Here is a 25660-nt window from a genome sequence, read left to right on the forward strand (position 1 = left end):
TGAACACGTTGCACGCGAACATGGAAGACGACATGTGGCTCACCCTAGGAATCGGGTGGCGAGCGGCGCAACCGAATTTCGGCCCGACCCGACCGACATCGGGAATCGTCGATCGGATCGGTCACCGACGGCTAGGCGGGGTCGGTGCTCGGCACAGCGCTGGACGCCGTACGCAGGCCGGCGACGGCCGACGCGGCGGCGGTCAGGGCGCTGTTGATGGCGATCTCGCCGCGCATTCCCGGTGCCGCGACCATGTCGCCCACCAGATACACCCCGTCGCCGCGATCGATGGCGGGCCGGTCGCGCCAGGTGGTGCCGGGCAGGTCGAGAGCGCCCGTGCGGCCCTTCGCCGTCGCCGTTCGGTGGAAGGTGGTGCGCGAGCGCCACTCCGGGACGGTGGCGTCGGCGAAGGCTTCCAGGCGGCGGTGCGCCTCGGCGCGGGACTCGGTGTCGCGCACCGGCATCTGGAGCTGGAACAGTGATTCGCCCGTCGGCGCGATGGTGTCGTCCTGCATCGTGTAGCTCTCGTGGAAGCCGCCCGCGTCCAGGTCGAAGACCAGGTTGCGGTCGCGGCTGTCCTTCGTCACGCCGAGGTCGAGCAGGGCGGTGAAACCGCTGACGCCGCGCAGGGAGTCGTCGCCGAGCAGCCGTCGTGCGGAGTCCAGGTCGGTGGCGACGATGACCGGCCCGCCGGTGGGCACCGCGTCCACGCGCGAACCGGTATCGATCGCCACGCCCAGTTCGGTGGCGCGGGTGACCATCCGGTCGATGGTCTGCTGCCAGCCGCCCCGCACCCAGCGGACCGCGGGCACGGCGGGCCCGAGCACCCGCTGGAACAGGTCCCAGACGAAGGCGGCCGAGAGCCTGCCGGTGTTCGCGTCGTAGGTGACCACGCTGATCGCGTTGGCGATCTGCGTGGCGGTGCGTTCGCCCCAGCGCTCGGCGGCCCAGCGGTGGAAGTCGACGTCGACCGGGGCCTGGAGCCACTTGCGCGACTGGGCGCGCAGCATCCCCAGCGGCGGCGCCTTCCGGATCCGGTCGTCGGCGCGGAAACCGATCTTCACCGCCTCCCCGATCGACGGGAAGCCGAGGCCTGCGACGAAACCGCGTTCCTTCAACCAGCGGTAATGCGGTCCGTCGGCGTAGAACACGTGGGCGCCCTCGTGCGCCACGTACGGCGCCGGGGTGGCCCGCCCGCGACCGCCGAGCGTGCGGTGCGCCTCGTGCAGCACGACCGGTGCTCCGGTCTCGGCCGCGGCGATCGCGGCGGTCAGGCCGGCCAGTCCGCCCCCGACAACGGTGATGGGTGTACGCATCAGCTGTCCTCTCCCTCGGTTCCCGCCCGGTCGAGCCGGGCGGCGATCAGCTCTGCGGTGGCTCGCAGATAGCGGTCGGCGTCGACATTCGCCGGGTGTCCGCCGTCGAAGATGTCGCGCATCATCCAGAAGTGCGCGAGCGCGCCGACCAGGACGGCGGCGGTGGCATCCCAATCCCGAACACGCGCACCGGGACCGGCGAGTTCGATCAAGCCGCGGGTGACCGCCGACATGACCACCGCGTACTCCTGCTGCCGGAACACCTCCAGCAGTTCGCCGGGGATCGAGTTGTCCCGCAACAGGATCCGGGTCACGTCCCGGTCGTGGTCGAGGCGTGCCAGGCCGATCCGGCACAGCGCGACGAGCTTCTCGACCAGCTCGCCCCCGGCGGTGAGCGAATCCAGCGCCGCGGCGATGGAGAACTCCGGCGACAGGAAACGATTCCACTCGCCGCGATCCTCGAGCCGGGTCGCCACGGCGCGCACCAGCAGTTCGTCCTTGGACGTGAAATGCCGGTACAGCGCCCCCGACCCGCCGGACAGTCCGGCCGCCTGCTCGATCTGGGCGACCGAGGTCTTGGCGAACCCCTGTTCCCCGAACAGGCGCAAGGCCTCGGTCATGATCCGGTCCCGCGATGTCGGCGTCACATGCCCTCCGTCGTAAGTAACCACTTACTTACACGATGGCCGAGAAGACCACGGGGCGCAAGACCCCGTCCGACCAGCCGTCGACACCCGATTCCGGCAAGAGCAAATTTCTCGCAAATTGACGATTCGGCTCCGGGAACCCGGGTACCCACCGAAGGACGGCATCCGGGTGGGACGAGCGAAAGGACGTGTTGTGGACAACTCCGTAATCGCGATCGACTTCCAGCAAGGTTTCACCGATGCCTGGAGTTCGGTAGCGCAATTCCTCCCCAAATTGGCCGCGTTCGTCGCCATCCTGGTGATCGGCTGGATCATCGCGAAAGTGGTCGCCAAGATCGTCGACGCGGTGCTCGAGCGCGTCGGATTCGATCGGCTGGTCGAGCGCGGGCAGCTCCAGAAGATGATGTCCCGCAGTAAATACGACGCCTCCGATCTCCTCGCGAAGATCGCCTACTACGCCATCCTGCTGATCGCGCTGCAGATCGGTTTCGGTGTCTTCGGACCCAACCCGGTCAGCGATCTGCTCACCGGCATCGTGGCCTGGCTGCCGAAGGCGGCGGTGGCGATCGTGATCGTGGTGATCGCGGCGGCCATCGCGCACGCGGTGAGCGAGCTGGTCACCTCCGTGCTCGGCGGGCTGTCCTACGGCCGGATGCTCGGCCGCATCGCCTCGGTGTTCATCTGGGGAATCGGCATCATCGCCGCGCTGAACCAGATCGGCGTCGCGACCTCGGTGACCACGCCGATCCTGATCGCGGTGCTCGCGACCATCGGCGGCATCCTGGTGGTCGGTGTCGGCGGCGGCCTGGTCCGGCCCATGGAGCAGCGCTGGAACAGCTGGCTCGGCAATCTCGAGGCGGAGATGCCCGCCATGAAGGGTCATGCCGAGGCCTACCAGCGTGGCCGTGAGGACGCGGCGCGCGCGGGTGGGCAGGTCGCGGCGCCCGCCGAAGGCGCGCAGCAGTGGGTCACCCCCGGCGCGGGCTACCCGGAGCCGGGTCGCCCGGAGTGGGGCGGCGACACGGCACGCTGACCGACCGGCGCCGGCGTTCCGTCACCGTCACGGTGGCGGAGCGCCGATTCCGGTGTTCAGGCCGGTTCAGCGTGCAGGCAGACCGCGGCCAAGCGCAGCTGCCACCAGTCGGCCGTGTGCCAGGAGTGCGGGGCCGCGGGGAGCAGCGCCTCGGCGACCTGGTCGAGCAGCCCGCGCGCATACCCCGACAGCAGAATGGCGATCGGAATACGTGCCGATCCGCCGACGCCGAAAGCGAGAATGTCCCGCACGGCCGCGCCGTGCTGGTCGAGCTGAGCCGACAGGCCGGGGGCCTGCGCGGCAGCGGCCGCCGCGGGAACTCCGTACATGGTATTCAGTTGTCGCAGATTTCGACGTGCCGATAATTCGAGCAACGCGGGGCCGGGCGCAAACACCACCAAATGGTAACAATCCCGAGTATCCGGCCGACGGCTAACTCGGCGCTATCGCGCATTCCGCTCGAATTGTGTTGAGCGCAACCATGGTCGGGCCCGCCGCCACTCTGCTGGACTGGCCGGCATGGGCACCGAACGCCGCAAGTTGAAGACCGTCACGGGCGTGAGCGGGTCGCGTGATGTCTACGCCGCCGCACTCGATCCGACTCGCTCCACCCTCGACGAGGCCCAGCGCATCGCCCGGATCGCCGAGGACAACAAGATCGGCGCGGTATTCGCGGCCGACCTGCTCGCCTTCGGCGCCCAGGGCGCGATCGGCGCGCAGGAACCGCTGATCCAGCTGGCCGCGCTGAGCGCGGTGACCACCCATGTCGGCCTCATCGCGACGGTCACCACGACCTTCCAGCACCCGTTCAACCTGGCTCGGCTGTTCGGCACCCTCGATCACGTCAGCAACGGCCGCGCGGCCTGGAACGCGGTGACCTCCTCCCTCGGCGAGGAGAACTACGGCGACCAGGATCTGCCGCGCCCGGAGGAGCGCTACGCCCGCGCGACCGAGGTGCTGACCGTGGTCAACGCGCTGTTCGACAGCTGGCGGCCCGGCGCGCTGCGGCCCGACGGTCACGGCGGCGCGACGCTCCACGAATCGCGGGTGCGGCCGATCGAGCATGCGGGACAGTACTTCTCGGTGCGTGGACCGCTGAACATCCCGCCGCTGCCGCAGGGCAGGCCGGTGCAGTTCCAGGCCGGGCAGTCGGCGGGCGGCATCGAACTCGGCGCGCGGTTCGCCGAGGTGGTGTTCACCTCGCTGCCGACGCTGGAAGACGCGGTCACCTATACGAAGAAGATCCGGACCCGCGCCGCGGAACTGGGCAGGGCGGACGGCCTGCCGCTGATCTTCAGTTCCTTCCACGCGACCTACGGCGCCACCGAAGCCGAGGCCCGCAGACTCGTCCGCGAGGCGGCCGAGGCCACCGACTTCGACGCGGGCCGCCGTCAGCTGGCGGACATGCTCGGCGGCGACATCGACCTGTCCGACCTCCCGCTGGACAAGCCGCTGCCGGAAAGCCTGCTCCCGCAGCTGGATACGGTGCGTCGCCGACGCGGCCGGGTGGAGATTTTCAGCAAGCTCGCCGCCACCGGCGCCACCGTGCGCGAACTCGTCGTCGCCGCCGCGGACACCGGCCACTGGGCCGCCGCGGGCACCCCGGAGCAGCTCGCCGACGCCATCGAGGAGCGCTACCGGGCCGACGTGCTCGACGTGATCTCCCTGGGCGGCCTGGCGCAGGAGCGCACCCGCGACTTCGTCGTCAACGGCCTGCTTCCCGAACTGCGCCGCCGCGGGTTGGTCGACTCCGACTACCTGGCGGGCACCTATCGGGAGAACCTGGAGCTGCCCGCGATCGGCTAGCGGTTCAGAACGGCACCTCGGTGGTGAGCAGCCCGGAGCCGCTCGCGCGGCCGGACAGGATGCGGCAGAACTCGATCGCGTCCAGCTCGAGCATCGGGCCATCGGCCGCGCCGCTCGCCCAGGTACCGCCCGCCGGGCCGTGCAGGGTGAGCCGGTACGGGGCGCCGTGGCGCTGGGCCCACTCGCGGACGACATCGTCGACGATGCGGCCGTCGTGCTCGGCGGTGAGTTCGAGCGGCCGCCCGGTCGCCCGGCTCAGATCGATCCGGTGCATCCACGGGTCGCGGGTGAGGATCACCTCGGTCAGGTAGCCGACCGTCCATCGCTCGTCGACACCGTTGACCCGCTCGGACCCTGGCATCGCCAGCTTGCGCAGGAAGCCGGGCAGCCTGCGCCGGGCGGCCGCGGCGCGCGGACCGAGGCGGGCGAGCAGGGCGGTGAGCTCGGCGGGGGAGCGGACGCCGTAGCGGGTGACCTGGAAGGCGGTCAGCGCGTCGATGCGCTGTTCCTCGCCGTTCGGCCGTCGATCGGCGACCCGGTTCTGCCGGATCATCTCGGTGATCGACACGGTCATCGCGGCCATCCCGACGACGTGCGAGATCAACTGGTGCACAGTCCAGTCCGGGCAATCGGTGGGCCGATCCCAGTCGGCGGGGTCGAGCGCCGCGACGGCGCCGGCGATGCGGGCGTATTCGGTCGCGGCCAGAGTCATCGACTCGGGGCGGGGCAGGGCGCTGCGGCGCGGTGTGGTCGGCGCCGGGGTTGTCGTGGTCATGGGGGATCCCTCGGTTCCGGGGGCAGGCCGACGCTGTCGGCCCACATGGTCATCGCGCGTTCGATCAGCCTGCGTCTGCTGTCGCCGGCCGGATCGTTGGCGAGTTGCTGGTCGATGAGGCCGCCGATCAGGCTGAACCAGATCTCGATGTCACCCCGATCGGTGACACCTGCCTCGGCGAACATGGCGACGGCCGCGCGCACCACCCGCACCGACGGTGCGAACGCCGCGGGCGAGGGCTCGAACCCGGGCACCGTGCGCTGATTCATCAGCTGGTAGCGGGCCAGGTCCGCGACCGCGAAATCGAAGAAGCCGTAGGCGAGGGCGAGCAGCCGGGCCCGCGGCGCGGTGGGCAGGGTGGCGGTCACCCGGACCGCGTACTGCTCGTATTCGGTCCACGCCTGCTCGAACATCGCGTCGTAGATCGCGAGTTTGGCCGGGAAATGGGTGTACAGCGAGGGCGCGCGCATGCCGACCCTGGCGGCGACATCGCGCAGGGTGATCTGCGCCAGCCCGTTCTCCCTGGCGAGTTCCCATGCGACCTGCAGGATCTCCCGCCGTGTCGCCTCACGGCGTTCGGCCTGCCTATCGCGAGTAGTTTCACCTAACACAGTTAGAATTGTGATGCATATCACAACTCTCGTCAAGGGTTTATCGTAGGTCTCGGGGTGCGGCGAAGTTGCGTCAACGGGGCACCGGGTGGATTCTGAGCGGGTAGCACCGACTCGAGACAACTTTCGGCTAACCAGCACGGCGAGCGAAGGGGCCCGTAGTGGACGTCACCGAACCGGCCATTCAGCTGCTCGGCATGACCCCTGTATTTCCTGCTGTAGCAGGGTATTTGGCGCGCGAGGGCGTCGTCCGCTCGTTGCGCCGGTCGCCGTACGCCCCGCTGCTCGGCAGGCTCGTCGCCGCGTTCGCGTGGGGCTGCGGCGGTTTGGCGTCGCTCACGGTGCTCGGCATCCCGGCAGCGATCACCGTCCCGATCGCGCTCACGGTGCTGACCGTCGTGGTCTCGGTGCTGGGGATCGCCTTCGCGGGCGGCCTGATTCGGCCCGCGCCGGTAGCCGGGCGCGGGCCGGGGGTGCCGACCGGGCGCTGACCCCGACCGGCCGGGTTCCGGCTAGCGGAAGGCGTTCGCGTCGGTCAGCGCCTTGCCGATCACCAGCTGGTGCACCTCGGCGGTGCCTTCGTAGGTGAGCACCGACTCCAGGTTGTTCGCGTGCCGCAGCACCGGGTAGTCCAGCGTGATCCCGTTGGCGCCCAAGATGGTTCGGCACTCTCGGGCGATCGCGATGGCCTCGCGGGTGCTGTTGAGCTTGCCCGCGCTGATCTGCTCGCCGGTGATCTCGTGCCGGTCCTTCAACCGGCCCAGGTGCAGCGCCAGCAACTGGCCCTTGCCGAGCTCCAGGGCCATATCGGCGAGCTTGGCCTGGGTGAGCTGGTAGGCGGCCAGCGGCTTGTCGAACACCTCGCGGGTGCGCGCGTAGTCGATCGCCGAGGCCAGACAGTCCCGCGCGGCGCCCAGCGCGCCGAAGACGATGCCGAAGCGGGCCTCGCTCAGACACGCCAGCGGGGAGCTCAGCCCGCCCGATGCGGGCAGCACCGCGTCGGCGGGCAGTCGCACATCGTCGAAATCCAGTGCGGCGGTGAGCGAAGCGCGCAGCGACAGCTTGCGGTGGATCTCGCGGGTGGTGAAGCCGGGAGTGCCGGCGGGCACCAGGAAGCCGCGCACTCGCGGCTTGGCCTCGCCCGGCTCCTCGGCGTAGGCCCAGACGACGGCGATGTCGGCGACCGAGCCGTTGGTGATCCACATCTTGGACCCGTTGAGCACCCAGTCGTCCCCGTCGCGCTTGGCCCTGGTGCGCATCCCGCCGGGGTTGGAGCCGTAGTCGGGTTCGGTGAGCCCGAAACAGCCGATCACCTCGCCCGCCGCCATCGCGGGCAGGTACCGCTGCTTCTGTTCCTCGGAGCCGAAGAAGTGGATCGCGGTCATCGCCAGCGAGCCCTGCACCGAGACCATGCTGCGCACGCCGGAGTCGACGGCCTCGAGTTCCTGGCACGCCAGGCCGTAGGCGGTCGCCGAGGCCCCGGCGCAGCCGTAGCCCTCCAGATGCATGCCGAGCAGTCCGAGCTTGCCGAGTTCGGGCGCGATCTCCCTGGCCGGGAACGTGCCTGCCTCGAACCAGTCGGCGATGTGCGGGCGCAGCCTGCGCTCGCCGAAACGGGCCACCGTGTCGCGAATCTCGCGCTCCTCCGGGGAGAGCAACGGGTCGATCGCGAACAACTCTTCGACAGTCACCATGGCGCCAGCGTAGCCGCACGGTCGGCGGGGAATCCGGCACTCGGTACACCGCGAATACCCCTGCGCACGGCCCGGAAACCGGCCAACTAGTCTGAGGCCATGAGTGAGCTGGGATTCTCGACCAGGGCCATCCACGCCGGATATGAACCCGATCCTCAGACCGGTGCGGTCAACGTGCCCATCTACGCGAGCTCCACCTTCGCCCAGGACGGCGTCGGCGGCATGCGCGGCGGCTACGAATACGCGCGCACCGGCAACCCGACGCGCACCGCGCTGGAAGGCAACCTCGCCGCCCTCGAATCGGGCAGCTTCGCGCGGGCTTTCGCCTCCGGCATGGCGGCCACCGACTGCGCGCTGCGCGCCACCCTGCGCCCCGGCGATCACATCGTGATCCCCGACGACGCCTACGGCGGCACCTTCCGGCTCATCGACAAGGTCTTCAGCCAGTGGGGCATCGAGCACTCGCCCGCGCACATCGCCGATCTCGACCAGGTGCGCGCGGCCATCCGCCCCAACACCAAGCTGGTGTGGATCGAGACCCCGACCAACCCGCTGCTGAGCATCGGTGACATCCCGGCGCTGGCCGACATCGCGCATGAGGCCGACGCCAAGCTGGTCGTCGACAACACCTTCGCCACCCCGTACCTGCAGCAGCCGCTGCTGCTCGGCGCCGACATCGTCGTGCACTCGACCACCAAGTACCTGGGTGGGCACTCCGACGTCGTCGGCGGCGCCCTGATCACCAACAGCGAGGAGCTCGACACCGCGTTCGCGTTCCTGCAGAACGGCGCGGGCGCGGTGCCCGGCCCGTTCGACGCCTTCCTCACCTTGCGCGGCATCAAGACCCTGGCCGTGCGGATGGAGAAGCACTGCGACAACGCCGAGGTGATCGCGGAGTTCCTGACCAACCACCCGGCCATCTCGCAGGTGATCTACCCGGGCCTGCCGACCCATCCGGGCTACCAGATCGCGCAGAAGCAGATGCGCCGCAGCGGCGGCATGATCTCGGTGCGACTGGCAGGCGGCCGGGAGGCCGCGCTGAAGTTCTGCTCGCGCACCGAGATCTTCACCCTGGCCGAGTCGCTGGGCGGTATCGAGTCGCTCATCGAGCACCCGGGCGCGATGACCCACGCCAGCACCGAGGGTTCGGCGCTGGAGGTCCCCGCCGACCTGGTGCGCCTCTCGGTCGGCATCGAGGACATCAGCGACCTGCTCGCCGATGTCGAGCAGGCTCTGAGCTGACCGGGACCCCACAGATGACGAAGCGGCCGCATCCGATGTTCGGGTGCGGCCGCTCGCGTTCGGGTTCGGTTGGTGCGGGCTCGGTCAGGCCAGGATCAGCCGTGGTACGGCTCGGCGCTGACCAGCGTCACCTTCATGGTGTTGCCGTTGGGCAGCGTGTACTCGCGGGTCTCGCCCACCTTGGCGTCGATCAGCGCGCCGCCCAGCGGGGAGTTCGGCGAGTAGGTCTCGAGGTTGGTGGCGCCCAGGCCCTCTTCGCGAGTCGCGATCAGGAAGGTCTCGGTGTCGTCTTCGTCGCCGTCGTAGTAGACCGTGACGACCGAACCCGGCAGGGCGACGCCGGACTTGGTGGGGGCGACGCCGACCTTGGCGTTGTTCAGCAGCTCCTGCAGCTGGCGGATCCGCGCCTCCTGCTGGCCCTGCTCCTCGCGCGCGGCGTGGTAGCCGCCGTTCTCCTTGAGGTCGCCCTCTTCGCGGCGCTCGTTGATCTCGGCGGCAATGACCGGACGATTGGCAATGAGCGAGTCCAGCTCGCCCTTGAGCCTGTCGTGCGACTCCTGGGTAAGCCAGGTCACATTCTCGGTCATCTCGATCACTCCCTAGTAGTTGTTCCCGGCGCACCGGGATTCCCTGAAACCGGCGCTGTACCCTCCGGAGGAGGGCATGCACCAGCCCGACGGCTGGAGCGATCCTGGGGGTGAACCCGTAACCCGGAAACAGCACCGCTGGCCGCCAATGCAGCAAACACGGCTCCGAGCCCCGGAACCGTGTATCAGGCCATTTTAGCATGTCTCATAAATATGCAGGTCAGGCTAGGCGAGCCTGCTATTCGGCGCGCAAATAGCCCGGGACCTGGTCGGTGCAGCCGTAGATATCGCCCGCCGACGGGCGCGCGGAGGACCTGACCGTGGTGGTCACCTGGACGCTGGTGGAATCGGAGCCGGGCACGAGCACCTCCCGCCTGCCGACCTCGGCGCTGTCGCGATCCATGGCACGCACGAAGCAGACGACGGGCTGCCGCGGGTCGTCGCGGGTGACCTTCATCCGCACCGTCAGCGTGGCGTCGTCGACGACCACGTAGCCGAGTTGCTCGGTCTCGATCGCCTTCGGGCCGTACTTCTGGAACCCCAGAAAGGCGACGCCGACCCCGGCGACCAGCACACCGATCCCGAGAACGACCAGCACCCACGTCCGGCGCGCCGGTGGTTTTGTGCCGTAACGGTCGGCGTGTCGGGCTGCGGCGGCGGCCGAGGTCGCCGCGGAGTCCGGTGCGGGCTCGGTCATCGGTTTCTCGCTCCCGGGGGTGGTCGGAACAAACGGGGGGTCGGATGGAACTATAGGGAACGAAGTTCTGACACCCGCGAGCGAGAGCGATGGTGAACGAGACGTGAGTGGCCTTCGCCTCATGGCGGTGCACGCACACCCCGACGACGAATCGAGCAAGGGCGCCGCGACCATGGCCAGGTACGCGGCCGAGGGCGTCGACGTCCTGGTCGTGACGTTGACCGGTGGTGAACGCGGCAGCATCCTCAACCCCGCGATGGACACCCCCGGTGTCCTGGACCGGATCGAGGAGGTCCGGCGCGAGGAGATGGCCGCGGCCGCCCACGCGCTGGGCGTGCGCCAGCACTGGCTCGGCTTCGTCGACTCCGGCCTGCCCGAGGGCGACCCGCTGCCGCCGCTGCCCGAGGGCTGCTTCGCGCTGGTGCCGCTCGAGGAGTCGACCGAGGCACTGGTGCGCGTCGTGCGCGATTTCAAGCCGCACGTGATCACCACCTACGACGAGAACGGCGGCTACCCGCATCCGGATCACATCCGGTGCCACGAGGTGTCGGTCGCCGCGTACGAGACGGCGGGCGATCCGGCGAAGTTCCCCGCGGCGGGCGAGCCGTGGACCCCGCTCAAGCTGTACTACGACCACGGTTTCAGCATGAAGCGCCTGGAGGCCTTCGCCGAGGAGTACGAGCGCATCGGCGAACCGTTCCCGCTGCAGGAGTGGCTGGACCGGATGAAGCAGTTCAAGCGCGGCGATTCGTGGAGCCGGGTCACCACCCAGATCGAATGCTCCAAATACTTCCCCCAGCGTGACGACGCCCTGCGCGCGCACGCTACCCAGATCGATCCGAACGGGGCGTTCTTCGCGATCCCGTTGGAGATGCAGCAGCGGCTCTGGCCGACCGAGGAGTTCGAATTGGCCAAGACGAGGGTGAGCACCGCCATCCCGGAGACCGACCTGTTCGCCGGCATCGAGGACGCCGACCGGTGATGTTGGTCTACCTCGCTCAGAACACCCCGACCGGACCCGAGTTCGGCAAGGCGTCGCCGCTGGGCCTGCTGGTCATCCTGATCCTGCTCGCGGGCACCGTGCTGCTCGTGCGCTCGATGAACAAGCATCTCAAGGGCCTGCCCGAGACGTTCGAGCCCGAGCACCCGGAACCGGACCAGAAGGCGGACGAGGGCACCGAGCCGGGCGCCATCGAGCCGGAAGCCGGCGACAGCACCCCGCCGGCCCCGAAGACCGACTGAGCTAGGGCAGCTGCGCCATATCGGTCACCAGCTCGCCGACCAGATCCCTGGCGGCGGCCGCGTGCTCGGCCAGCTGCCGCGGCGCACCGGTCGCGCTGAGCTCGATCATCTTGTTCATCAACCCGAAGATGACCACGAGCCTGCGGAGCGCGGCTCTGCGCTCGGCCGCGGTCAACTCCGTGCTCTGTAGTGCCTCTGTCCCCGTCACGAGAGTGTGATCGTCGCACCGGCGCGCAATGTTTCGCCGAAACGCCTGGTACTCACCAATCGATGAGGTCGAGCTCGTGGAGGCGGCGGAAGACCATCATGGAGCCGGGGGCCACGTGGTCCATGGCGGCGTATTCGCTGACGGTGAAGTAGCGGAATTCGGCGATTTCGCCGGTGGCGTGGGGTTCGCCGGTGAAGTCGGCGAGGAAACAGGTCATGTGCAGGCCGGTGTTCTTGCCGTGACCGAAGGCCTCGGCCTCGAAGATGCCGAGTTCGGCGACGCCGGAGAGCCCGACGCCGAGTTCCTCCTCGATCTCGCGATGGAGCGCCTCCAGGGGGGTTTCGCCCGGATCGATCTTGCCGCCCGCCATGTAGAAGACGTCCTTGCCTTCCGGGCGCGTCTGGATCAGCCTGCGGTCGCGGACATGGGCGAGGGCGGCGGTGCGGATCATGGAGATCACTCTAGGGTGACTCGCCACATCGTCGACCGGTGATCCGGCTCTCACCCGAACACGAGGTCCTGCTGATCGGGGATCACGCTGCCGTCGGGACGGTGCAACGGCGCGCCGCCGCCCGAGGGGGTGATGTAACCCGCCGTCGCGCAAGGATACGGATCGGACTTGCGCGGCTTGGGGCCGAGGAACATCGGGTTCACCACCCACGTGCCGTCCGCCGAGCCGTAGGCATTGCACATCAGTTCGGTCTTGTTGCGGTTGATGACCAGGCGCAGGCCGGTCGCGTCGCCGAGGAAGACCACGTCGGTGTCGGAATCACCCGCGGCGAAGGCGGCGCGCCGGTCGGCGGGCAGCTGCTGGAAGGCCGCGGCGCCCCGGACGCCGAACACCTGCTCGTTGATCCGGCACCGCTTGCCGTCGATGTAGGTGATCACCTGGTCGGTCCCGGCATCGCCACAGCCGGGGAGGTGCCCGGTGTAGACGCCGTTGTCGGCCAGCAGGGGAACGCCCATGACCCGGTCACCGGGGATGTTCAGTTCCTCGGCCCAGACCTTGACCACCGGTTCGGCCGAGGCGGAGATGATGCGCACGTCGAACCCGTTGTCCCGCAGCACCCGGATGAGGTCCGTCATCTGCGGGTAGTAGCGCACCCAGCCGTCGACCTTCGTGGTGCCGACGGTCTGCTCGGCTCCTTCGGCCGCGGCGAGGTTCTGCGCGCGGGCGGCGCGGGCGAAGTCGGTGATCTGGGCCTCGGTGTAGCCGCGCATCAGCTGAACGACCAACGCGTAGCCGGGTTCGGTGCGGCGGTGATCGTACTGCGTGAAGGCGGCTTTGCCCGATGTGGTCTTGGCGCTGTCGGCCACCGCGACCAGCTCGTCGGCGCAGGCGGTGTTCGTCGAGGTGGGCAGCGGGGTGTTCGGATCGGCGGCACCGCAGGCCGCGGCGAGCGCGCCCGCGGCGTCCGGGCTCAGATGCGCGCCGACCGTGGCCCAGTTCCGGTCGACGGGCTGCAATACCTTGTCGTTGGCCAGCATCCAATAGAACGTGGCGACGCCGATATCGTTCTTCACGACCGTGTTGTCCCAATCGAACAGCGCCAGCGGCGCCGCGCCGGTACCGCCCGCGCCGCACCGCCCGGTCTCCTCGATGAACCGCGCGATCCGTTCCTTGTTGTCCCCGTACCAGACCTGGCTCGCGTCGAGGGTCGAACAGGCCTCCGACACCGAGCGTGATTCGTCGGTTCCGCAGGCGGTCGCGGTCATCAGGGCAGCCGTCATCGCCACCGCCGCTAGGGCGGAGATCTTCGTCATGTCAGTGGTCCTTGTTCTCCAGCGCCGCGGCGATGGTCGAGGTATCTGCGCCCAGACTGTCGGCGCGGGAGGTGTCCTTGAGGTCGACGCCCGAGCGTCCGAGCCTGCGCGCGCCCGCGACCAGTCCCGCCACGACGCGGGCGGCGTCGAGGTAGGTGAGTCCGTCGGGCGGGTGGATGTTGGAGATGCAGTTGCGCTCGGCGTCGGCGCGGCCGGGACGCGGGGCGTGGGTCAGATAGATGCCCAGACTGTCGGCGACCGAGAGGCCGGGGCGTTCCCCGATGATCACCAGGACCGTCCGCACGCCCATCGCCGCGGCGATGTGGTCGCCCAGGGCCACGCGCGCCTGGGTGGCGATCACCGGCGGGGCCAGGGTGTAGCGGTCGGCGAGTTCGTCGGCCAGCGCGCCCAGCAGACCCGCGCCGTGGTCGGTGAGCGCGCGCGGGGACAACCCGTCGGCGAGCACGAAACCGATGTCGGCACCGTGGTTGTCGATGCCGGACAGGTCGGCGGGCAGCCTGCCGAGGTCGGGACGGCGCAGATATTCCGAGCGGTCGGCGGCCTTGCTGGTCACCGTCACCGGCTCACCCAGGCCCATGCTCGCGATCTGCTCGGTGAAGATCTCCACGTCGAGCGGGACGTGCACCGCGTCGCGGGCGGCGGCGTGCGCGGCCCGCAGGGCCAGGACCTCGGTGGTGGGCAGGGCGTCACCGGTGCGGCCGAGCCCGATCCTGGCCTGGGTGTTGCGCCGCAGATCGCGCCAGAACTCCTGGGCCACAGCGGCTTCGGCGCGCTCGTCCGGTGTCGACTCGCCCACGACGTGTCCTCTCGGCTCGGTATTCGATCGCACGATGCGCAGCACGGGCTTGGTCGCGATGGGTTTCATCGGTTCGCCGCCAGGGCGCGCAGCGGTGACGACAGCGGTGCCACCTGGCGGATCCGGCCGTTGGCGTCGAGCATGCCGAGCCCGGACAGCCACGCCTCGAATTCCGGTGCGGGGCGCAGGTTCAGCACCTGCCGCGCGTAGAGCGCGTCGTGGAAGCTCAGGCTCTGGTAGCCCAGCATCACGTCGTCGGCGCCCGGCACGGCGATGACGAAGGCGCAGCCCGCCGCCCCCAGCAGGGTGAGCAGGGTGTCCATGTCGTCCTGGTCGGCTTCGGCGTGGTTGGTGTAGCAGACGTCCACGCCCATCGGCAGGCCGAGCAGCTTGCCGCAGAAGTGGTCCTCTAGCCCGGCCCGGATGATCTGCTTGCCGTCGTAGAGGTACTCGGGTCCGATGAACCCGACGACCGTGTTCACCAGCAGCGGCCGCAGCTCCCGGGCGACGGCGTAGGCGCGTGCTTCCAGCGTCTGCTGATCCACCGGCCGATCACCCACGCCCAGATGAGCGTTCGCGCTCAGCGCCGAGCCCTGCCCGGTTTCCAGGTACATCACGTTGTCGCCGACGGTGCCGCGCGCGAGTGAGCGTCCGGCCTCGTTGCCCTCGCGCAGCAGCGCGAGGTTCACGCCGAAGCCGGCGTTCGCGCCCTCGGTGCCTGCCACCGACTGGAACACCAGATCCACCGGCGCGCCCGCCTCGATCAGCCCGATGGTCGTGGTGACGTGGGAGAGCACGCACGACTGGGTCGGGATGTCGAAGCGCAGCCGGACCTCGTCGAGCAGGTGCAGCAGGTCGGCGGTGGCCTGGGGCGAGTCGGTGGCCGGGTTGATGCCGATCACCGCGTCACCGCAGCCGAGCAGGAGCCCGTCCAGGGTGGCGGCGGCGATCCCGCGCGGATCGTCGGTCGGATGGTTGGGTTGCAGCCGGGTGCTCAACCGGCCGGGCAGGCCGATGGTGGTGCGGAAGCCCGCGGTCACCACGGTCGCCTTGGCCACCGCGATCAGATCCTGATTGCGCATGATCTTGCTGACCGCCGCCACCATCTCCGGCGTCAGTCCGGGCGACACCGCGGCCAGCGTCGTCGCGGCGTCGTCGGTGGCGGCGACCGCGAGCAGCCAGTCGCGCAGCCCGCCCACGGTGAGGTGGGCGATCGGGCCGAACGCGGTGCGGTCGTGGCTGTCGATGATCAGCCGGGTGACCTCGTCGGTCTCGTACGGCACGACCACTTCGTCGAGGAAGGTGGTCAGTGGCACGTCGGCCAGCGCCCACTGCGCGGCCGCCCGTTCGGCGTCGGTCGCGGCGGCGCAGCCGGCGAGCTGGTCGCCGCTGCGTTCGGGGGTGGCCTTGGCCAGGAGATCGACCAGGCCGTCGAACGTATAGGTCGTGGTGCCGGCGGAACTGCGGTACACGGTCATCGGGTGCCGCCTCCTTTCGCGGGATCGGTGACCCGGCGGCGATCGCGTCGCCGCCGGGTGCCTGGGGTGCGGTTATTCGAGGTCTTGTTCGGCCTTGGCCAGCGCGGCGAATTCCTCGTCGGGCGACTTGGCGACCAGGTGTTTGCGACTGTAGAGGCCGAAGTAGGCCATGAAGGCGCAGAACACACCGAGGGTGAACAGTGCCGCCTTCGGGTCGACCAGGAAGGTCGCCGCGACCGATGCCGCCGCGATGACCAGGGCGAACGAGGTGGTCGCGATGCCGCCGGGGGTGCGGTAGGGGCGCGGCATGTTCGGCTCGCGGACCCGGAGCACGATGTGGCTCACCATCATCAGCACGTAGCTCACGGCCGCGCCGAACACGGCCATGTTCAGCAGCATCGCGCCCTCGCCGGTGAGCGAGAGGGCGAAGCCGATGACACCCGGCACGATCAGCGCCAGCACCGGCGCCTTGCGGGAGTTGGTCACCGACAGGCTGGTGGGCAGATAGCCGGCCCGCGAGAGCGCGAAGGTCTGCCGGGAGTAGGCGTAGACGATGGAGAAGAAGCTGGCCACCAGACCGGCCAGGCCGATGTAGTTGACCACCTTGGCCGCCGGGCTGTCGCCGAGCGCCTCGACCAGCGGGTTGCCCGAGGACGACGCGCCCTGGGCGCCGAGCGCGCCGGTCACCAGGAACAGCACCACCGCGCCGGTGACCACCAGCAGCAGCATCGCGACGATGATGCCCTTGGGCACGTTCTTCTCCGGCTCGGTGGCCTCCTCGGCCGCCAGTGGCACGCCTTCGACGGCCAGGAAGAACCAGATGGCGAAGGGGATCGCTGCCCAGACACCCAGGTAGCCGAACGGCAGGAACGACGAGGAACCGGCGGCGTCGAGGTCGGGCGCGATGTTGGTCAGGTTGGCCACGTCGAACTTGCCGAGCGCGGCGATCGCGAAGATGACCAGGCCGACCAGCGCGATCGCGGTGATCACGAACATCGCCTTGAGCGCCTCGCCCGCGCCCCCGAGGTGGATGCCGATGAACAGCGCGTACACCGCCAGATACACCCACCAGCCGTCGGTGATCCCGAACAGGTTCAGCGATTCCACGTAGGCGCCGATGAAGGTGGCGATGGCGGCGGGCGCGATCGCGTACTCGATGAGAACCGCTGTGCCGGTGGCGAATCCGCCCCACGGTCCGAGCGCGCGCCGGGCGAAGGTGTAGCCGCCGCCTGCCGCGGGCAGTGCCGAGGACAGCTCGGCCATGCCGAGCACCATGGCCAGATACATGGCCGCGATGACGATCGCGGCGATCAGCAGACCACCGAAACCGCCCTCGGCGAGGCCGAAATTCCAGCCGGAGTAGTCACCGGAGATCACATAGCTCACGCCGAGGCCGGCCAGCAGCACCCAGCCGGCCGAGCCGGAGCGCAGGGTGCGTTTGGCGAGATAGTCGTCGGCGGGGGTGTCCGACCCCGCGGCGGGAATCGCGTCGGTACTCACAGGGAAATCTCCTCATCAACAAACAAGCGCGTAGCGACGGCAACGGTGATCGTCGAGGGTTGAAGAATGGTTGACGACTGTTACGGCCGTGGAACCCGCAGGTCAGCGGCGCGTATCGAGCGCCGCCGACCTGCGGAAACGATGTGATTGCGCGTGTTTCACATCACTGTTGAACGGTGTCACCGGTGGGCGGCGGCGGCTGGGATTCCAGCGCGGCCACCTCGTCGTCGGTGAGCAGGCGCGAGCGGATCAGGAACCGCACGCCTTCGGGGGCTTCCAGCGAGAAGCCGCTGCCCCGGCCGGGCACCACGTCGACGGTGAGATGGGTGTGCTTCCAGTACTCGAACTGGTCGGCGCTCATCCAGAACGGGGTCTCGCCCGGCAGATATCCCAGCAGCACGTCCGAGGCGCCCACGCGGAACTCGCCGCGTGGGTAACACATCGGGGAACTGCCGTCGCAGCAGCCGCCGGATTGGTGGAACATGACCGGGCCGTGCTGCCCGGTCAGTTCCCGCAGCAGCGTCGCCGCCTGGTCGGTGAGGTCTACTCGCCCTACCATCAGCGTCGCGCCATCAGAAGAAGCCGAGCTTCTGCGGCGAGTAGCTGACCAGCAGGTTCTTGGTCTGCTGGTAGTGGTCGAGCATCATCTTGTGATTCTCGCGGCCGATGCCGGACTTCTTGTAGCCGCCGAACGCCGCGTGCGCCGGGTAGGCGTGGTAGCAGTTGGTCCACACCCGGCCCGCCTTGATCCCGCGGCCCAGCCGGTAGGCGGTGTTCATATCGCGGGTCCACACGCCGGCGCCGAGGCCGTAGAGGGTGTCGTTGGCGATCTTCAGCGCCTCGTCGGTGGAGTCGAAGGTGGTCACCGCGACGACCGGACCGAAGATCTCCTCCTGGAACACGCGCATGTCGTTGCTGCCCTTGAAGATGGTCGGCTCGATGTAGAAGCCCCCGGCCAGCCCGTCGACGGCGCGCACCGAGCCACCGGTGAGGACCTCGGCGCCTTCCTTCTTACCGATGTCGATGTAGGACAGGATCTTCTCGAACTGATCGTTGCTGGCCTGCGCGCCGATCATGGTGGCCTCGTCGAGCGGATTGCCGCTGACGATCGCCTTGGTGCGCTCCACGCAGCGGGCCATGAACTCGTCGTAGATCGAGGACGCGATCAGCGCGCGCGAGGGACAGGTGCAGACCTCGCCCTGGTTGAGCGCGAACATCACGAAGCCCTCGACGGCCTTGTCCAGGAAGTCGTCGTCGGCGGCCATCACGTCGGGCAGGAAGATGTTGGGGCTCTTGCCGCCCAGCTCCAGCGTCACCGGGATGATGTTCTCGCTGGCGTACTGCATGATCAGCCGGCCGGTGGTGGTCTCACCGGTGAAGGCGACCTTGGCCACGCGCGGGCTCGACGCCAGCGGCTTGCCCGCCTCGACACCGAAGCCGTTGACCACGTTGAGCACACCCGGCGGCAGCAGATCCGCGACGAGTTCGACCACCTTCATGATCGAGGCCGGGGTCTGTTCGGCGGGCTTGAGCACCACGGCGTTGCCCGCCGCGAGCGCGGGCGCCAGCTTCCAGGTCGCCATCAGGATCGGGAAGTTCCACGGGATGATCTGGGCGACCACGCCGAGCGGCTCGTGGAAGTGGTAGGCGATGGTGTCGGCGTCGACCTCGCTGATCCCGCCCTCCTGCGCCCGCAGCACACCGGCGAAGTAGCGGAAGTGATCGACCGCCAGCGGCAGGTCGGCGGCCAGGGTCTCGCGGACCGGCTTGCCGTTGTCCCAGGTCTCGGCGACGGCCAGCGCCTCGAGGTTCGCCTCGATCCGGTCGGCGATCTTGTTCAGGATGTTGGCGCGCTCGGCGGCGGAGGTCGCACCCCAGGCGTCGGCGGCGCGGTGGGCGGCGTCGAGGGCCAGTTCGATGTCGGCCGCGGTCGAGCGGGCGATCTCGCAGAACGGCTGCCCGTCCACCGGCGAGGTGTTCTCGAAGTACCGGCCCTCGACGGGCGGGACCCACTTGCCGTCGATGAAATTGTCGTACCGCGGCGCGTAGCTGACGATGCTGCCCTCGGTGCCCGGCTTGGCGTAGATCATGTGCGGAGGCTCCTCGCTGATTCCGGTGAAGCGTGACGCCCATCACTATCCGCCGCGAGGGTTGATGAAACGTTGAAGCCGGACCGATCAGGCGCGAAGTGCGCTGTGCAGGCGGGCCGCGGCGACGGCGCGGCGCGCGTCACGCGGGGGCAGCAGGGCCAGGGCGTGTTCGTGCACCGCGATGTCGTCGGGGGCGGCCTCGCCGTAGGTGAGCGCGTGGTCGGCGTCGGGGCTGGCCAGCACGGCATTGCGCATGGCGACCTCGAGGTAGTCGCGCCATTCGCTGATGCCCGGCGTGTCCGAATCCGGCAGCAGCGGACCGTGATACAGCCGGACGGCCGTGTCGAGGTCGCCGGTCTCGAGCGCGCGCACGACGTCGACGGCGTCGCAGGACAGGGCGGTGGTGAAGCGGTAGACGCGGCTGGTGATGTCGCCGCCGGTGGCGCGGCGCAGGTAGGACATCTCCGATTTCAGCGTGCTCGCGCCGACCGCTCGATCGCCGTAGACGGCGTAGTGCAGGCGTTCGTGGCTGTAGCCGTCGTCGTCGAGGGCGAGCAGAGTGAGGATCTCGAGCTGGCGCGGGCGCAGCCGGATCGGGGTGCCGTCGCGCATCAACCGGCCGGTGCCCAGGCAGGTCAGCCGCATGCCCGCCGGCGCGGGCAGCGCCGCGTGCAGTTTGGATTCGATGGCCGTGGTCATGGTGCGCACGGTCGCCATCGCCAGCGGATGGGAGCGCTTCCATGTGGTCGACAGGTCGAGCACGCCGAGCAGGGTGCCGTCGGCGGCGCGGATCGGCGCGCAGTAGCAGACCCAGCCGTGCAGGGCGGCGACCAGATGCTCGGCCGAGAACACGGTGTGCGGCTGATCGGTGCGCAATGCCAGCGACAGGGCGTTGGTGCCCATGTGCGCCTCGTCCCAGCGGCCCCCTGGCGCGAAGTTGACCTGCTCGGCCCGCCTGCGCATGACCGGTCCGCCGTAGGTCCACAGGATGGTGCCCGACGCGTCGGTCACCGCGGCGACGTATCCGGCGTCGTCGGCGACGCTGTGCAGTTGTTCCTTGAGTTCGGTCACCGGCCCGCGCAGCGGCGACTCCGCCCACCGCGGCCCGATGTCGGTCTCGCTCTCCGGGGCGCAGTCCCGCCCCGGATCCACCGTCCGCAACGACCGCAGCCACGATTGCGCCACCTCGGTCCGCACGGCCGAACTACGCCCGAGCGCCGATTCCCCCGCGGGCACCCACTGCGCCCACTCCCGCTCCAGCGCAGCGCGCTGTGCCGAGAGTGTCAGCTGCGATGCCATCAGCGGTTTCGCGTCTTCCTGTTCGATTGCACGATACGGTCTGCACCTCTCATCATGCCCCACCTCCGCCCGCTGAGCAGCACTTTCGAGGGCGGACGACGGCCTCGTCGACCGCTCGTCCGATGGCGGTGTGCCTGTCGAGCCGGTTCGGATCGCCGGGGCCGCGGTGGATGTCGCGGTCCCGGGGTCGTCGCTGCCGGGGGTGGCGATGGCGGGGTTCGCCGGGCAGGCCACGACGGATGTCGAGCTGCGGCTGGTGCCGTATCCGGCGGTGACGGTCTTCCTCGATGTCGGGGACGGGTTTCTCGTCGACGCCGGTGATGAGGCGGGGCTTTCACCGGGCTGACACCGGCGGCGCCGGCGAGCGCGCCGTGGCTCTCGGTCGACGATGTCGCGTGGGCCGGTCGGCCGTACGCGACCGCGACCGTCGGTTGATCCGCTGGGCGGCGACATCGCTGATCGATCGTCGCGCCGCGAACGAGTGCGTCCGCCGGAGGCGACAGGTCCCGGTACACCTGGACGTGGCACGGGATCCGCGACGGGAATATTTGTCCAATACCTCGATCGGCCTGCGGCCGATGCTGTGTGTCGTATCCGAAACCGCGTCATCGGTGACGCGGCGTGAGCGAGGAGGATCGATATGACCGCACGCGAACGAGCGCCCCGGGGCGTACGGCTGCTGCACGCCTTACAGAAGGAGCCGGACTGGCCGTCGCTCACGCCCGAGGATCTGGTCGTCGTCCGGGATGCCGCCAACCGCAAGGCCTCCGCCCGTCTCGCCCGCGTGATCACCGGTTCTCCCGATCGTGGCGCCGCAATCGACTGGCGGGAAGTGGTCCTGCCCGATCGCGTGCTCCCGGTGCGGGTGTACCGGCCGGTGCGCGACGGTGCCACGCCCCTGCCGCTGATCGTGCACGTCCACGGTGGTGGATTCGTCGGCACCGCGACCCAATGCGACTGGGCCAACAGTCATCTCGCCGCCCGTCTGCCCGCGCTCGTCGTCTCGGTCGAGCATCGGCTGCTCGCGCCGGGCACTCCGCTGGCCGCGGCCGTCGACGACGGCTGGGATGTGTTGCGCCACGTGGTCGCGCACGCCGAGGACTGGGGCATCGATCCGGCACGGGTCGCCGTGGCCGGGGAGAGCACCGGCGGCCTGATCGCCGCCATGGCCGCGATCCGGGCCGCGGCCACCGAATTCCCGCTCCGGGCGCAGATCCTGGTCAATCCGGCCGTCGACCTCACCGCGACGATATTCGACTATCCCTCGATGACCGAGCACGCCGACAGCCCCATGCTGACCCGCCCACGCCTCGATCTGTTCCAGCGGCTGGCCGTTCCGCCGGGCTCGGATGCCCGCGCGGTCTCGCCGCTCTACGCCGAGCTGGCAGGGCTGGCCCCGGCACTCGTCCTGATCCCGACGGTCGATCCGGTCGCCGGCCAAGGCCGCCGCTACGCCGAGCGGCTGCGCGAATCCGGGACCCCGGTGCGGCTCGCCGAACATCCCGGCGCGCCGCACGCCTTCATCACCCTGCCCGGACTGGTTTCCCAGGCGAAGGCCGCGCGGGCCCAGATGGTCGAGTTCCTCACCGATCGTCTTGTGGCGCACCGATCTCCGCGGCAACGCCGTTGAGGATCAGTTCGAGACCGAAGACGAAGTCGCTGTCGGCGGGCTGGTCCGACGGCGACCGGAAGACCGGCGCGGCGAAGAGTCCGGCCGCCTCCGGGAATCGCTCCGCGTCGACGAGCCGGGCCAGCGCGGCGCCGTAGTTCTGGTTGACCTGGGACTCGCTCAGGCCGGATTCCGCTCTGCCGTCGGTCAATTGCTGGGTGAGCAGGCTCGCCTGCCGGACGTGCATGCTCACCAGCATCACGACGCCCACCTTGGTCGCCCAGTCGAGCCGGGTCGCCGCGAGGGGGCGCAGCGCGGCATCCATCCAGCTGATCGCGTGGGGTCCGCGCGGCGGCCCGGCGATCGGCAGCTGCGGCACCCACGGGTGCGCGGCGTAGGCCGCGAGCAGGGCGTGGGCCCAGCGGCGGAGTCCCTCGCGCCACTGGGCCGGGGTCGTCCACGTCGGCGCGGGACCGAGCGCGAAGTCGGCCATCAGCTCGAACAGCTCGTCCTTCGAGCCGACGTGGCGGTAGAGCGCCATCTTCGTAAAGCCCAGGGCCGCCGCGACTTTGGTCAGCGTCACCTCGTCCAGGCCGCCCCGGTCGGCCAGGTCCACCGCGGTGCGCACGACCGTGTCGACATCGAGTTCGGCCGGTCGTCCGAGCCGGGCCGGGGTGGGTAGTCGCCAGAGCCTGGCCAGGTCGGCGGGGATCGCCTCGTCGGCCGTCACGGCAACTACCTCCTCGGAGTTCGGCGGCGTCGGCTCGGCCGCTGCGGGAATACTATCGCCATAGTTAGTCTCCCTGAGATACTATCTCCTAGACACTATCTACGAGACGGGCAATCTCATGACCGATCAACTGGTCGCTCCCGGGTCCCGGGTGCACGATGTGGACGCCCTGCGCGGCTTCGCGCTGCTGGGGATCTTCGTCGTCAACATCACCTTCATGGCCTCGGGGTATCCGGGCAATCTGGTCGTCGACCCGCAGTTCACCTCGCGTCTCGACGAGGTCGTGCGCGGCGTGTCGTCGGTGTTCGTCGACATGAAGTTCTATGTGCTGTTCTCCTTCCTGTTCGGCTACTCCTTCACCTTGCAGATGGAATCGGCGGCCGCGGCCGGGGCCGCCTTCGAGCCGCGCATGCTGCGCCGGATCGCGGGGTTGATCCTGCTCGGCGTGCTGCACATCGTGTTCCTGTACGGCGGGGATGTGCTGACGACCTACGCGGTGGCCGGTCTGGTCCTGTTCTGGATGCGGGGGTGCGCGGACCGCACCGCGCTGCGGGTGGCCGCCGCGCTGTACGGCGTCGTGCTGGTGGGCCTCGTGTCGAGCGGGCTGTTCCTCGACGCGTCGGCCGTGCTGCCGTCGGCGGAGCAGGCGCGTGCCGCCGCCGAGCAGTCGACCGCGGCGATGCTGGGTGGCTGGGGCGAGATCATCGGCCGGCACCTCGACGGCCTGTGGCTGCTGATCCTGCAAGCGCTCACTCTGCAGGGGCCGACCGCGCTCGCGATGTTCCTGCTCGGCCTGGTCGCGGGTCGGCGGAAGGTGCTCGCGCGGGTGCGTGGCGACGAACCGATCCTGCGGCGTGTCCAGTGGATCGGCTTTCCGGTGGGTGTGGCCGGTGGTCTGGCGTACACCTTCGGTGGCGGCAATGGGCATACGGTGGCCGTCGCCGTCAGCGTGGCCACCGCGCCGCTGCTCGCCGCCGCGTATGTCGCGACGCTGCTGCGTCTGATGCACAGTCCGCGCACCGCGTGGATCCGCTCGGCGCTGGCGCCGGCGGGACGGATTGCCCTGACCAATTACCTCGGCCAGTCCGCGATCGGGCTGATCCTGTTCACCGGGGTCGGGTTCGGCCTGGCCGGGCGCTTGTCTCCGCTCGAGACGATGACGCTGGCCGCGGTGATCTTCGCGGTGCAGCTGTGGGTGAGCGCGCTGTGGCTGCGCTGGTATCGATACGGGCCCGCCGAGTGGCTGCTGCGCTGGGTGACCATCGGGCGCAGGCCGGCCTGGCGAGCGCCGCTGTCCCCGGTCGGCTGAGGTTCGCGAGGAGATCCTTGCCGCCCGACGGCTCCCGTGGCACCGCTGCCCGCTGCCCGCCCGCCTCGGCCGCGCGGCCGTCGCCACCATCGCCGGCGGCCTCCTGCTCCGCGGATCCCTGGGTCCGGTCTACTCGGGGTCGCTCGCCGAGCGCACCCTGTTCACCCGATGGGACCTGGCGGTGTACTCCCCGTTCCGCCTGACCGTCGGCGCCATCGCGGCCTATGTCGCGATCGCTGGGGAAGTGTGAGACCTCTTCGTGTTCACCAGGATTCGATCAGCGGGGCGTCGTGCGGGCGCTGTCGCCATCGCTCGGTGAGTCGACCGAGCCGGGCCTGGGCGGAGACACTGCCGACGCCGGCGATCTTGCCGTCCCGGATCTCCAGGATCGCCACCCCGAGAACGCGATCGTCGAGCGTGAACAGCATGGCCGGGCACCTGTTGACGACGGCCGCATGGATCGACGGCGAGCCGCCGACGAGTTCGTGCTTGGCGGGCGTCGGCGTGAAGCCGATCCGCACCGCGGCGGCGAGCCGTGCCGGGGTCGAGTACCGGATCAGCGTGCCGGCCAGGCCGAGCGCGCCGTCGGAGACGCCGGTCGCGTCGTCGGTCAGCAGGGCCACCAGGCGCTCGGTCCGGCCCGACGTCGCGGCCGCGACGAACGCCTCGACGATCCGCCGTGCGGCCGCCTGGTCGGTGCCGGTCTCGTTGCCCGCGGCGGCGATTCGGCGCCGGGCCCGGTGGGCATGCTGCTGACTCGCGGACTCGGTGATGCCGAGAATCCCGGCGATCTCGGCATGACTGTGGGAAAAGGCTTCGCGCAGTACGTAGACGGCCCGTTCGACCGGCGAGAGCCGCTCCATCAGCAGCAGCACCGCCAGCGTCACGGATTCGCGTTGTACGGCGGTCTCGGCCGGACCCAGCATGGGATCGCCGTCGAGCAGCGGCTCGGGCAGCCACGCGCCGACCGAACGTTCGTGGCGTACCCGGGCCGAGCGGAGGCGATCGATCGCCAGGTTGGTGACGATCTTGGTCAACCACGCCTCCGGCACGTCGACGTACTCCCGGTCGGCGTCCTGCCACCGCAGGAACGCGTCCTGCACCGTGTCCTCGGCGTCGGCGGCCGAACCCAGGAGGCGGTACGCCAACGAGGCCAGCCGGTTCCGGCTGGCCTCGAAGTGCTCCACGGCGACGAGGTCCATGCGC

28 protein-coding genes are annotated in these 25660 nt (G+C 69.7%); 9 read left to right on the forward strand and 19 right to left on the reverse strand.

Annotated features, from left to right (window positions below):
• Positions 1–131: 131 nt before the first annotated feature.
• Positions 132–1316 (reverse strand): FAD-dependent oxidoreductase, encoded by a 1185-nt coding sequence (locus tag V8688_RS14510; protein ID WP_218719504.1) that lies wholly within the window; start codon positions 1314–1316, stop codon positions 132–134.
• Positions 1316–1963 (reverse strand): helix-turn-helix domain-containing protein, encoded by a 648-nt coding sequence (locus V8688_RS14515; RefSeq protein WP_316576038.1) that lies wholly within the window; start codon positions 1961–1963, stop codon positions 1316–1318. The genes V8688_RS14510 and V8688_RS14515 overlap by 1 nt, the downstream gene beginning before the upstream one ends.
• A gap of 193 nt (positions 1964–2156) precedes the next feature.
• On the opposite strand from V8688_RS14515, the gene V8688_RS14520 reads away from it, so the two are divergent.
• Positions 2157–2996, forward strand: coding sequence for a hypothetical protein (locus V8688_RS14520; RefSeq protein ID WP_218719506.1), 840 nt, complete (start codon positions 2157–2159; stop codon positions 2994–2996).
• A gap of 56 nt (positions 2997–3052) precedes the next feature.
• Here the strand turns inward: V8688_RS14520 and V8688_RS14525 are convergent, their stop codons facing one another.
• Entirely contained in the window at positions 3053–3325 is a 273-nt protein-coding gene (locus V8688_RS14525) for a DUF6401 family natural product biosynthesis protein (RefSeq protein WP_255588076.1), read from the reverse strand.
• Between the two features lie 190 nt (positions 3326–3515).
• Here V8688_RS14525 and V8688_RS14530 point away from each other — a divergent pair, with 190 nt between their 5' ends.
• Positions 3516–4802 carry an NtaA/DmoA family FMN-dependent monooxygenase gene (locus tag V8688_RS14530; protein ID WP_342801019.1) on the forward strand — a complete coding sequence of 429 codons (1287 nt, stop codon included), beginning with the start codon at positions 3516–3518 and terminating at the stop codon, positions 4800–4802.
• A gap of 4 nt (positions 4803–4806) precedes the next feature.
• Here V8688_RS14530 and V8688_RS14535 read toward each other — a convergent pair whose 3' ends face one another.
• On the reverse strand, positions 4807–5577 hold the full coding sequence (locus V8688_RS14535) for a maleylpyruvate isomerase family mycothiol-dependent enzyme (protein ID WP_342801020.1): 771 nt from the start codon (positions 5575–5577) through the stop codon (positions 4807–4809).
• A complete protein-coding gene (locus tag V8688_RS14540) occupies positions 5574–6188 on the reverse strand; it encodes a TetR/AcrR family transcriptional regulator (protein WP_218719509.1) in 615 nt (204 codons plus the stop codon). The genes V8688_RS14535 and V8688_RS14540 overlap by 4 nt, the downstream gene beginning before the upstream one ends.
• 161 nt (positions 6189–6349) lie before the next feature.
• Between V8688_RS14540 and V8688_RS14545 the strand changes: the two genes are divergently transcribed.
• Positions 6350–6679: a hypothetical protein gene (locus V8688_RS14545; RefSeq protein ID WP_218719510.1), complete on the forward strand. Its 330-nt coding sequence runs from the start codon at positions 6350–6352 to the stop codon at positions 6677–6679.
• A gap of 21 nt (positions 6680–6700) precedes the next feature.
• On the opposite strand, the gene V8688_RS14550 is transcribed toward V8688_RS14545, so the two are convergent.
• Positions 6701–7882: an acyl-CoA dehydrogenase family protein gene (locus V8688_RS14550; protein WP_218719511.1), complete on the reverse strand. Its 1182-nt coding sequence runs from the start codon at positions 7880–7882 to the stop codon at positions 6701–6703.
• A 99-nt stretch (positions 7883–7981) separates the two neighbouring features.
• Between V8688_RS14550 and V8688_RS14555 the strand changes: the two genes are divergently transcribed.
• Positions 7982–9124 (forward strand): cystathionine gamma-synthase, encoded by a 1143-nt coding sequence (locus V8688_RS14555; RefSeq protein ID WP_218719512.1) that lies wholly within the window; start codon positions 7982–7984, stop codon positions 9122–9124.
• Positions 9125–9219: 95 nt separating this feature from the next.
• On the opposite strand, the gene greA is transcribed toward V8688_RS14555, so the two are convergent.
• Entirely contained in the window at positions 9220–9711 is a 492-nt protein-coding gene (gene greA, locus V8688_RS14560) for a transcription elongation factor GreA (RefSeq protein WP_218719513.1), read from the reverse strand.
• 238 nt (positions 9712–9949) lie between these two features.
• Positions 9950–10408 carry a DUF4307 domain-containing protein gene (locus tag V8688_RS14565; RefSeq protein ID WP_218719514.1) on the reverse strand — a complete coding sequence of 153 codons (459 nt, stop codon included), beginning with the start codon at positions 10406–10408 and terminating at the stop codon, positions 9950–9952.
• A 121-nt stretch (positions 10409–10529) separates the two neighbouring features.
• Here V8688_RS14565 and mca point away from each other — a divergent pair, with 121 nt between their 5' ends.
• Positions 10530–11390 (forward strand): mycothiol conjugate amidase Mca, encoded by an 861-nt coding sequence (gene mca / locus V8688_RS14570; RefSeq protein WP_218719579.1) that lies wholly within the window; start codon positions 10530–10532, stop codon positions 11388–11390.
• On the forward strand, positions 11390–11650 hold the full coding sequence (locus tag V8688_RS14575) for a hypothetical protein (protein ID WP_218719580.1): 261 nt from the start codon (positions 11390–11392) through the stop codon (positions 11648–11650). Before mca ends, V8688_RS14575 begins: the two co-directional genes overlap by 1 nt.
• A gap of 1 nt (position 11651) precedes the next feature.
• Here V8688_RS14575 and V8688_RS14580 read toward each other — a convergent pair whose 3' ends face one another.
• The 9 genes from V8688_RS14580 to V8688_RS14620 all read right to left on the reverse strand — a co-directional run bounded on the left by V8688_RS14580 (position 11652) and on the right by V8688_RS14620 (position 20806).
• Positions 11652–11858, reverse strand: a complete 207-nt coding sequence (locus V8688_RS14580) for a hypothetical protein (protein ID WP_218719515.1) — start codon at positions 11856–11858, stop codon at positions 11652–11654.
• Between the two features lie 52 nt (positions 11859–11910).
• Positions 11911–12309 (reverse strand): NUDIX domain-containing protein, encoded by a 399-nt coding sequence (locus V8688_RS14585; protein ID WP_218719516.1) that lies wholly within the window; start codon positions 12307–12309, stop codon positions 11911–11913.
• A 50-nt stretch (positions 12310–12359) separates the two neighbouring features.
• The gene (locus tag V8688_RS14590) at positions 12360–13622 is read right to left on the reverse strand and encodes a haloacid dehalogenase-like hydrolase (protein ID WP_218719517.1); all 1263 of its coding nucleotides are present in this window, start codon (positions 13620–13622) and stop codon (positions 12360–12362) included.
• 1 nt (position 13623) lies between these two features.
• Positions 13624–14400: an ethanolamine ammonia-lyase subunit EutC gene (gene eutC / locus V8688_RS14595; RefSeq protein ID WP_308248556.1), complete on the reverse strand. Its 777-nt coding sequence runs from the start codon at positions 14398–14400 to the stop codon at positions 13624–13626.
• 104 nt (positions 14401–14504) lie between these two features.
• Positions 14505–15917: an ethanolamine ammonia-lyase subunit EutB gene (locus V8688_RS14600; protein ID WP_218719519.1), complete on the reverse strand. Its 1413-nt coding sequence runs from the start codon at positions 15915–15917 to the stop codon at positions 14505–14507.
• A 72-nt stretch (positions 15918–15989) separates the two neighbouring features.
• Positions 15990–17417, reverse strand: coding sequence for an ethanolamine permease (gene eat / locus V8688_RS14605; protein WP_342801021.1), 1428 nt, complete (start codon positions 17415–17417; stop codon positions 15990–15992).
• 163 nt (positions 17418–17580) lie between these two features.
• On the reverse strand, positions 17581–17976 hold the full coding sequence (locus V8688_RS14610; RefSeq protein WP_218719521.1) for a DUF779 domain-containing protein: 396 nt from the start codon (positions 17974–17976) through the stop codon (positions 17581–17583).
• Positions 17977–17989: 13 nt separating this feature from the next.
• A complete protein-coding gene (gene adh, locus V8688_RS14615) occupies positions 17990–19507 on the reverse strand; it encodes an aldehyde dehydrogenase (protein WP_218719522.1) in 1518 nt (505 codons plus the stop codon).
• Between the two features lie 87 nt (positions 19508–19594).
• Complete coding sequence (locus V8688_RS14620) at positions 19595–20806, reverse strand: helix-turn-helix domain-containing protein (protein WP_218719523.1); 1212 nt, start codon at positions 20804–20806, stop codon at positions 19595–19597.
• Between the two features lie 130 nt (positions 20807–20936).
• Between V8688_RS14620 and V8688_RS14625 the strand changes: the two genes are divergently transcribed.
• Together V8688_RS14625 and V8688_RS14630 are read left to right on the forward strand one after the other, a co-directional pair.
• A complete protein-coding gene (locus V8688_RS14625; RefSeq protein WP_218719524.1) occupies positions 20937–21152 on the forward strand; it encodes a hypothetical protein in 216 nt (71 codons plus the stop codon).
• A gap of 294 nt (positions 21153–21446) precedes the next feature.
• Positions 21447–22436: an alpha/beta hydrolase gene (locus tag V8688_RS14630; RefSeq protein WP_342801022.1), complete on the forward strand. Its 990-nt coding sequence runs from the start codon at positions 21447–21449 to the stop codon at positions 22434–22436.
• On the opposite strand, the gene V8688_RS14635 is transcribed toward V8688_RS14630, so the two are convergent.
• Positions 22390–23145, reverse strand: coding sequence for a helix-turn-helix domain-containing protein (locus V8688_RS14635; protein ID WP_316576030.1), 756 nt, complete (start codon positions 23143–23145; stop codon positions 22390–22392). The genes V8688_RS14630 and V8688_RS14635 overlap by 47 nt on opposite strands.
• A gap of 118 nt (positions 23146–23263) precedes the next feature.
• On the opposite strand from V8688_RS14635, the gene V8688_RS14640 reads away from it, so the two are divergent.
• Positions 23264–24454 (forward strand): DUF418 domain-containing protein, encoded by a 1191-nt coding sequence (locus V8688_RS14640; protein WP_218719527.1) that lies wholly within the window; start codon positions 23264–23266, stop codon positions 24452–24454.
• 263 nt (positions 24455–24717) lie between these two features.
• Here V8688_RS14640 and V8688_RS14645 read toward each other — a convergent pair whose 3' ends face one another.
• Positions 24718–25656, reverse strand: a complete 939-nt coding sequence (locus tag V8688_RS14645) for a sigma-70 family RNA polymerase sigma factor (RefSeq protein WP_342801023.1) — start codon at positions 25654–25656, stop codon at positions 24718–24720.
• Positions 25657–25660: the final 4 nt, after the last annotated feature.

Origin of the sequence: Nocardia sp. No.11 (assembly GCF_038752175.1) — a bacterium.
Taxonomy (GTDB): domain Bacteria; phylum Actinomycetota; class Actinomycetes; order Mycobacteriales; family Mycobacteriaceae; genus Nocardia; species Nocardia canadensis.

Bases quoted from the DNA above. Each gene is read 5' to 3' on its own strand.
- V8688_RS14510 (WP_218719504.1), bottom strand. From the start codon at position 1,316: ATGCGTACACCCATCACCGTTGTCGGGGGCGGACTGGCCGGCCTGACC.
- V8688_RS14525 (WP_255588076.1), bottom strand. From the start codon at position 3,325: ATGTACGGAGTTCCCGCGGCGGCCGCTGCCGCGCAGGCCCCCGGCCTG.
- V8688_RS14530 (WP_342801019.1), top strand. From the start codon at position 3,516: ATGGGCACCGAACGCCGCAAGTTGAAGACCGTCACGGGCGTGAGCGGG.
- V8688_RS14535 (WP_342801020.1), bottom strand. From the start codon at position 5,577: ATGACCACGACAACCCCGGCGCCGACCACACCGCGCCGCAGCGCCCTG.
- V8688_RS14550 (WP_218719511.1), bottom strand. From the start codon at position 7,882: ATGGTGACTGTCGAAGAGTTGTTCGCGATCGACCCGTTGCTCTCCCCG.
- V8688_RS14555 (WP_218719512.1), top strand. From the start codon at position 7,982: ATGAGTGAGCTGGGATTCTCGACCAGGGCCATCCACGCCGGATATGAA.
- greA (WP_218719513.1), bottom strand. From the start codon at position 9,711: ATGACCGAGAATGTGACCTGGCTTACCCAGGAGTCGCACGACAGGCTC.
- V8688_RS14565 (WP_218719514.1), bottom strand. From the start codon at position 10,408: ATGACCGAGCCCGCACCGGACTCCGCGGCGACCTCGGCCGCCGCCGCA.
- mca (WP_218719579.1), top strand. From the start codon at position 10,530: ATGGCGGTGCACGCACACCCCGACGACGAATCGAGCAAGGGCGCCGCG.
- V8688_RS14575 (WP_218719580.1), top strand. From the start codon at position 11,390: ATGTTGGTCTACCTCGCTCAGAACACCCCGACCGGACCCGAGTTCGGC.
- V8688_RS14585 (WP_218719516.1), bottom strand. From the start codon at position 12,309: ATGATCCGCACCGCCGCCCTCGCCCATGTCCGCGACCGCAGGCTGATC.
- V8688_RS14590 (WP_218719517.1), bottom strand. From the start codon at position 13,622: ATGACGAAGATCTCCGCCCTAGCGGCGGTGGCGATGACGGCTGCCCTG.
- V8688_RS14600 (WP_218719519.1), bottom strand. From the start codon at position 15,917: ATGACCGTGTACCGCAGTTCCGCCGGCACCACGACCTATACGTTCGAC.
- V8688_RS14610 (WP_218719521.1), bottom strand. From the start codon at position 17,976: ATGGTAGGGCGAGTAGACCTCACCGACCAGGCGGCGACGCTGCTGCGG.
- adh (WP_218719522.1), bottom strand. From the start codon at position 19,507: ATGATCTACGCCAAGCCGGGCACCGAGGGCAGCATCGTCAGCTACGCG.
- V8688_RS14620 (WP_218719523.1), bottom strand. From the start codon at position 20,806: ATGGCATCGCAGCTGACACTCTCGGCACAGCGCGCTGCGCTGGAGCGG.
- V8688_RS14630 (WP_342801022.1), top strand. From the start codon at position 21,447: ATGACCGCACGCGAACGAGCGCCCCGGGGCGTACGGCTGCTGCACGCC.
- V8688_RS14640 (WP_218719527.1), top strand. From the start codon at position 23,264: ATGACCGATCAACTGGTCGCTCCCGGGTCCCGGGTGCACGATGTGGAC.
- V8688_RS14645 (WP_342801023.1), bottom strand. From the start codon at position 25,656: ATGGACCTCGTCGCCGTGGAGCACTTCGAGGCCAGCCGGAACCGGCTG.